The sequence below is a fragment of the Neobacillus drentensis genome (genome assembly GCF_036965245.1).
Classification (GTDB): domain Bacteria; phylum Bacillota; class Bacilli; order Bacillales; family Cytobacillaceae; genus Neobacillus; species Neobacillus drentensis_G.
Window position 1 is genome coordinate 1 of sequence record NZ_JBALPG010000176.1, and the last position, 6,644, is coordinate 6,644.

General features: G+C 35.6%; 5 protein-coding genes. 4 read left to right on the forward strand and 1 reads right to left on the reverse strand.

Annotated features, from left to right (window positions below; genetic code table 11):
- Positions 1-740, reverse strand: a 740-nt coding sequence (locus V7150_RS24345) for a MerR family transcriptional regulator (RefSeq protein WP_335523397.1), incomplete at its 3' end; no start/stop codon positions are given.
- Between the two features lie 194 nt (positions 741-934).
- Here V7150_RS24345 and V7150_RS24350 point away from each other — a divergent pair.
- The 4 genes from V7150_RS24350 to V7150_RS24365 all read left to right on the forward strand — a co-directional run.
- Positions 935-2,569 (forward strand): amidohydrolase, encoded by a 1,635-nt coding sequence (locus V7150_RS24350; protein WP_335523399.1) that lies wholly within the window; start codon positions 935-937, stop codon positions 2,567-2,569.
- A gap of 30 nt (positions 2,570-2,599) precedes the next feature.
- On the forward strand, positions 2,600-3,868 hold the full coding sequence (locus tag V7150_RS24355; protein ID WP_335523401.1) for an NAD(P)/FAD-dependent oxidoreductase: 1,269 nt from the start codon (positions 2,600-2,602) through the stop codon (positions 3,866-3,868).
- 14 nt (positions 3,869-3,882) lie between these two features.
- Complete coding sequence (locus tag V7150_RS24360) at positions 3,883-5,355, forward strand: aldehyde dehydrogenase family protein (protein WP_335523403.1); 1,473 nt, start codon at positions 3,883-3,885, stop codon at positions 5,353-5,355.
- 25 nt (positions 5,356-5,380) lie between these two features.
- A partial coding sequence (locus V7150_RS24365) for an MATE family efflux transporter (RefSeq protein ID WP_335523406.1) occupies positions 5,381-6,644 on the forward strand: 1,264 nt, incomplete at its 3' end.

Sequence of the window (6,644 nt, forward strand, 5' to 3'; positions counted from 1 at the left end):
ATATAAAAGGTGTCAATGTCAAGTGATGAAATGTACTTTGGTAAGGATACAGCTATATCAATATTTGTTTCAATTACGATTTTATTGGATAAATTTTGTTCTTTCAATAACTTAATTATCCATTGATCTCCTTTTTCTCTTAAACTGACAAAGTTTGGATTAAACTCTTTCATAGTTTCATCATTTAGGATACAGTAGGGAGATTCCTCTAAATTTGACGTAATAATTATTCCATCTTGTATCGAGGTAAAATAACCACATGAACAAGTTAGTTTTGCTTCAGAAATGGTACTGTTCAATATGGATGCATCAGAAATAACTAATGGGATATTACAATACGGACAATAAAAAAATGGAATAAATGAAATTGGGACACCGGTAGAACTACATGAAACAGTGGACTGATCGAGGGATTGTAACTTATTATCCACGAGTCTAATGAACCGGTTTAGTTCCTTTTTTTCTTCTAAAAAATGGTTTTTCTTCTCCAATAAGAGTTTTTTGTAATAACCAATGTCAATATTTATCGTTAAACGTTTGTACGAAAGGAATTGTTGAATTTCTTTTAATGAAAATTGCAGAATCTTTAGTTCTAATATTAATTCCATGTCATCGAGGCAGGATTGATTCATATGAAACTGAGCCCCTTTTTTCTCCGGAACTAATAACCCTAGTTCAATATAGTAGCGAATAGTGTCGACAGAAACATTAAAAAGTTTAGCAAAAGATCCGATTTTCAACTATACCCCTCCAAGCTACAAAAAAAGTGGTCATTAACTCCATATTTTTAAGAAATAATCCAATAATATGCTATTGACATAAAGTTAAACCTAACAATTATTATAAGTATAACGAATTTACATAACAATACAAAAATATAGAAAATTCTTAATTTGGTTATTCTTTGAAATTACATGATAAAGGAGGAAATTGTGTGGCTGCTGATATTGTATTTCTAAATGGTGAGGTTATAACAGTAAATCCTGAAAACAATGTTGAACAATCGATTGCTATTAAAGGGAACAAAATTATTGCCGTAGGATCAAATCAGGATATAAGTGCTTATATAGCTGAGAAAACAAAGGTTATTGATTTACAAGGAAAAACCGTCCTTCCAGGGTTTATTGATTCGCATCTACATATGCTACACGGAACGAATAAATTAGGTGTCGATTGTAAAGAACTGCAAATCAAGTCAATAAAAGATCTTCTACAAGCTCTCAAGGCAAAAAAATTAGAAACTCCAACTGGACAATGGATTCGTGCTTCAGGATTTAACGAAATGACAATTTTGGAGGGAAGATATCCAACAATAGATGAATTGGATGAAATTTCCAGGGAACACCCCATCTATATTTCCAGAACATGTAACCATATATGCGTGGTAAATAGTAAAGCGCTAGAGACAGCGGGTATTTATGAAAATACAACTGATTTTGGGAATGATCAAATTGAAAGGGACCATAAAGGTAAATTAACTGGGAGATTAATTGAGAGTGCAAATATGAAGATGGGTGAGGTTGCAAAATATTCTGGTGAAGAATTGCTTAGATCATTTAAACTAGCATCCGATGACTTCCTTTCCTATGGAATTACAAGTATTCATGATGCCGGCGGACATGGTCCAGAGCATTTCAGAAACATATTCTTGGCAGTACAATCTGGAGATGTTCGGGTTCGGGTATATGCAATGATATGTGCGTTGAATAATTCAGAAGAGTTTGTTGACAAAATGATTGATGCTGGAATTGTTACTGGTATAGGAGACGATAAGTTTAGAGTTGGCCCAGCTAAAATATTTACTGATGGAAGCAGTAGTGGCCCAACTATCGCAACAAGAAAACCTTATACCAGTAATCCAAATGATTATGGAATTCTTTATTATACTCAAGAAGAAATTGATAAGATTTTAACCAAAGCACATCAAAAAGGATTTCAGATAACAGCACATGCACAAGGAGATCGAGCCATTGAAATGGTTCTGAACAGCATTGAGAGTTTACAGAAAAAGTATCCTCGAAAAAACTGTCGGCATCGTATTGAGCATGCTGGTATTACTGAACCAGACTTACAAGAGCGCATGAAAGAACTTAATGTCATTCCTATACCGAATCCACCATTCTTTTATGAATTTGGTGAAGGTTATATCAAGAATTATGGAGAGCGAGTAAATCATATGTATCCTCTACGTGATTTCTTGGATAAAGAGATTATTGCTGCCGCTGGTTCTGATTGTCCTGTCACCTCATGTAATCCATTATTAGGAATCCATGTTGCAGTAAATAGAAAAAGCAAAAATGGTATTAATGTAGGTAGAAATCAACGAATCAGTGTTTTAGAAGCAATTCGCATGTATACATGGAATGGGGCTTATGCAAGCTTTGAGGAAGAGCGTAAGGGAAGTCTCGAAATAGGGAAACTTGCAGATCTTGTAGTACTAGATAATAGCATTTTGAATACAGAAGAGCAGAATATTAAAGATTTAACAGTAACCATGACTATAGTCGATGGAGAAATCTTATTTGAGAGAAGCACTTCTAAATATGAAAATATAAAACAATTAAATTAATTAATTCACTACTAAAAGGAGACACTTAACATGAGTACTTTATCATTATGGAAAGCTACAGCAAATCCCCAAAAAAATCGACCTGTACTTTTGGGAGATGAAAATACTGATGTAGTCATTGTTGGAGCCGGTTTTACCGGTATATCTGCTTCCCTCCACTTACAGAAAAAAGGATACAATACAATCGTTTTGGAACAAGAAACCGTTGGATGGGGAGCAAGTGGTCGAAATGGTGGGATGCTTTTGCCTGGATACAAACCTACATTAATGGAGCTTGCTGATAAGTGGGGTTTGGATGAAGCAAAGCAACTTAACGAACTTTCATTAGAGAGTTTACAACTTGTTGAGCAATTAACAAATGATTATCAGATTGATTGTTCCCTCCAAAAAACAGGACATGTTGTAGCTGCTTTTAAAGTGAAGCACTTTGAGGCGATGAAAAAAGAAAGTGAGTTCATCAATAAGCATTTTGGATATGAAACAAAAATAATAGAGAAAAATCAAATGGGGGAGGTTATCCATTCCACAGCCTATCATGGCGGTTTGGAAGATCCTCTGAGTTACTCATTTCATCCACTAAATTATGTACGTGGCTTAGCAGAAGCAGCTGAATCACATGGTGCAAAGATTTATGAAAAATCGAAAGTTTTAAATGTGCAAAGAAATTCAGGATATGTAGAAGTATTTACAGAATCAGGAAAAGTGAAAGCGAAAGAACTTATTATGGCAACAGATGCATATTCTGAAAAAATTATGAAACCGCTTCACCGAGGAATTCTTTCTATTAATAGTCAAATCATCGCGACAGAAATTTTACCAGAATCGATGTTAAAAAGATTGCTTCCAAAAGGACAAATGATTTTTGATACGAGTAACTTTTTATATTATTTTCGTAGGACACCAGATTCCCGAATTGCATTTGGTGGAGGAGATATTATTCCAAACCGTGGTGAAAGCGCATACAACGAAGTCTATGACGCGATGATTAAAGTCTTCCCTGATTTAAAGGGATGTAAAGTTAATTATCGTTGGGACGGATTAATTGGTGTAACTAGAGATATGTTCCCTGTTCTCGGAAGAATGGAAGATGGCACATTTTTTGCAGCTGGTTATTGTGGTCACGGCGCTTCTTTAGCTACTCTTTTTGGGAAATTACTTGCACAATACGTTGTTAAAGAAAGTGAAAGTTTGTACCGTTTTGGTGAAATGAAGTTAAAACCATTTCCCTTTTCAAGTCAGAAAGGATTACTTATCAATTTAGCAAGTAAATATCATCGTTTGCTTGATTGGTTAGCGTAAAGGAGAAGATAAAAATGTTGGAACTTAATATGTATATTGATGGAAAATGGATCAGCTCTACTTCTGGAGAAAAAAGGGAAGTAATAAATCCCGCAAATGGTGAGCTAATTGCAGTAGCAGCTGAAGGTGCTGCTGAGGATGCCAAATATGCTATATCGGTAGCACGTAAAACCTTCGATAGCGGAATTTGGTCTACACTTCCTTTTAAAACTCGTGCAAAATATTTGCATAAAATCGCTAATTTGTTGGAAGAAAATGCAGAGGAAATAGCGATGCTTGAAACATTAAATAATGGAAAGATGTTACTGGCTGCAAAAACAGATGTTCAAAATACGATTGATTGTTTCCGATACTATGCAAGCCTTATTACTCAACCAGAAGGTGAAATGTTTAATGTTGGCGACTCTGTTCAGACAATAGTTATCCGTGAACCAATAGGGGTGTGCAGTCTTATTGTTCCATGGAATTTTCCACTCCTTATGGCTGCGTGGCAGATTGCCCCAGCACTAGTAGCAGGAAATACATTTATATTAAAACCATCAGAGATCACACCTGTCACAGCTGTTAAACTGTTCGAAATTTTCGAAAAGGCAGGTGTGCCAGCAGGAGTTGCAAATTTAGTCATGGGACCAGGAAGTATTGTTGGCAGCGAAATGGTAGATAGTAATTTGGTAGATAAATTGGCCTTTATTGGTGGAACGGAAACAGGACAGAATATTATGCGTGTTGCTGCAGAAAATACAAAGAAAATTTCTTTAGAATTAGGAGGAAAATCTCCAAACATTGTATTTGCTGATAATGACTTAGAAATTGCAGTGGATAACGCACTATTCAATATCTTCTTTAATAGTGGTCAGGTATGTACAGCAGCTTCCCGTCTTCTAATTGAAGAAAGTATTCACGACCAATTTGTTGAAAGACTGATCGAGCGTGCAAAAAAGATAGTCATTGGTCATGGTAATAAGTCTACAAGTGAAATGGGCCCGCTTGTTAGTGAAGCCCATATGCAAAAGGTATTAAGGTATATCGAAATAGGAAAACAAGAAGGTGCAACACTTGCCAGTGGAGGAAATAGAATAATAGATAACGGTTGTGAAAACGGCTTTTTTGTTGAACCTACAATTTTCACCAATACTAGACCGGATATGAGAATTGTTCAAGAAGAGATATTTGGCCCAGTCTTAGTAATTCAAAAGTTTAAAGATGAAGAAGAAGCAATCACTTTAGCAAATGACACAGTATTCGGATTGGCAGGTGCTGTTTTTTGTAAAGATATAGAGAAAGCGATGCGTGTAGTCAAGAAAATACAGGCGGGCATCACCTGGGTGAACTGCTATCATGTAGCAACTATACAAGCTCCATGGGGTGGTTATAAACAGAGTGGAATCGGAAGAGGTTTAGGAATATTTGGCCTTGATGAATTTTCAGAAATTAAACAAATTAATGTAAGCTATAAGGCACACCCTGTTGGATGGTTTTCTAATTAATAATTGTAATTAAGGGAGGAAGTTTATGAAGAATATAGATGTCCAGGAGCAATCAACTATTAACTCTAAAACACTTGAAGATAGGGAATTAGGAACAAAAAACATAAAGAGTTTGTTTTACCGTTATATTTTCCTCGCTATTCTAGGTAACATTTTTTTGGCAGCGCCTTCATTTGTAGACGGAAATATTGTAGGGCAATTGGGTACAAAAGAGATGGCGGGGGTTGGTATTGGTTATACTATACAAGTTCTTTCACGTGCCATAGGTGTACTAATTGGAGTTGGAGCTGGAGCGGTTGTTGCCCTAAGATTAGGAGCTGGCAAAATCGATGAAGCGAGAAGTATTGCAGGTCAATCGATCTGGTTCGGTGTCTTTTTGTCAACGGTTATTGCTATCTTTGGTTACATCTATAATGAACCTCTAATGCGTTTTTTTGGTGCGAATGATGCTGCTCTACCGTACGCAATGCAATTTGGAAATCACGCTTGGGTTTTTTTTCCGTTCCAGGTATTAGCGGTGATTCTTAGTGTTCTGGCTATTCTCGATGAACGACCTGGACTTAGCACGTTGAGTTGGTTTGTTGGAGCGATTTTGGCTGCTACTGTTGAATTAATTCTATATCATAAGTTTCAATATGGAGTAGCAGCTTCTGCCTGGTCTAATAATATTTCAACATCATTCCCAAGTCTTCTGATTTTTTATTTTCTTTTTAGTAAAACTTCGTTAAAACCAAAGTTGAAGGACCTTAGAATGAAGCTTAGCAACATGATAGAAGTTAATGCCACTGGTTTTGCCTCATTCTCAATTTCACTTACTATGTTTATCTCCATTATTGTCATTAATAATTTGTTGGCTTCATTAGGGGGAGAGTTACATGTATCTGCATTTACAATTCAAAACGGATATATTACTAACTTTCTTGTACTTTTAATTATGGGAATAACAACCGGTATTCAACCTTTAATTAGCTATAATTACGGTGCTAGACTTTATAATCGAGTAAGAGAAGCTACTTCTTTAGGAATTAAATTCACATTCATCATGACTATTTTCTTTACCTTATTATTATTCTTCTTTACTGATTCAATAGTTAGTTTTTTTACAGGAGGAGACGCTGCTTTGCAAGATATCGGTGTATGGTCGACAAGAGTGTTCAACCTTACATTTCCACTTGCGGCGATCATTTTGCTAATATCATGTTACTTTGAAGCAATCGAGCAAAACATTAAGGCAACATTTATAGCAATAGGGAGATCCTTTATTTTTGGAATACCACTATTCTATATTC

Excerpts from the sequence above, each read along its gene's own strand:
- V7150_RS24355 (WP_335523401.1), top strand. The coding sequence starts at position 2,600 with ATGAGTACTTTATCATTATGGAAAGCTACAGCAAATCCCCAAAAAAAT.
- V7150_RS24360 (WP_335523403.1), top strand. The coding sequence starts at position 3,883 with ATGTTGGAACTTAATATGTATATTGATGGAAAATGGATCAGCTCTACT.